Below are 613 nucleotides of genomic sequence, written 5' to 3' on the forward strand. Positions count from 1 at the left end.
ACCACCAATATGGTTTACACCCACTTCGCCAACAAGCGACAGTCGGCTGGCACCCATAACCCGCTCGATAAAGTGAATAGCGGTGACTTGAGCCTGATAAAACTCTTTGCGCTGGTAACCAGGAATGTAGTCGCCTACTTGAACTTGGCCAGCGAGGTCACGGTGAGTGTTATCACTACCAGGTATAAGTGGCACAACACCAGGCACAGTGGTTGCTGCCAACAAAGCAGTACGGCTCATATCACCCGTATTGATTTGCATAGGCATATTCGGGCGATAGCTGAGTTCACCGCCTATTGAAGCTCCTCCGACGTTAGTCTGGAAGCTTACACCGTACAGACGAATATCTTCAGGGTATTCAAAGAAATAGCCGGCTGGGCCTACGTCACCATTCTTGTCACTGGTAACTTGTCCACCCGGACGCAAGGGCCCAATGATACCGCCAAGCCCAGCGGGATTTCCGCCCAGAACAGTCGTCAGTCCTAAGTAGCTGCCTGCAATGTTGGAGTAGAACGGAGTACGGCTGTGATAGTTCATGAAGTAAAAGCCGAACTCGGTATCGTTCAGTTCCTGTGCAAAATAGCGGAAGGCAACACCGAACTGGCCATCATCG

Annotated in this window: 1 protein-coding gene; it reads right to left on the minus strand. The window is 51.2% G+C overall.

Going from position 1 to position 613, the window contains the following annotated elements; translation table 11 throughout:
- Window positions 1–613: DUF1302 family protein (locus tag AC27HQ_RS16945; protein ID WP_487157372.1), on the minus strand; the 613-nt coding region annotated here is incomplete at both ends.

Source organism: Halopseudomonas sp. 4NH20-0008 (assembly GCF_057548395.1).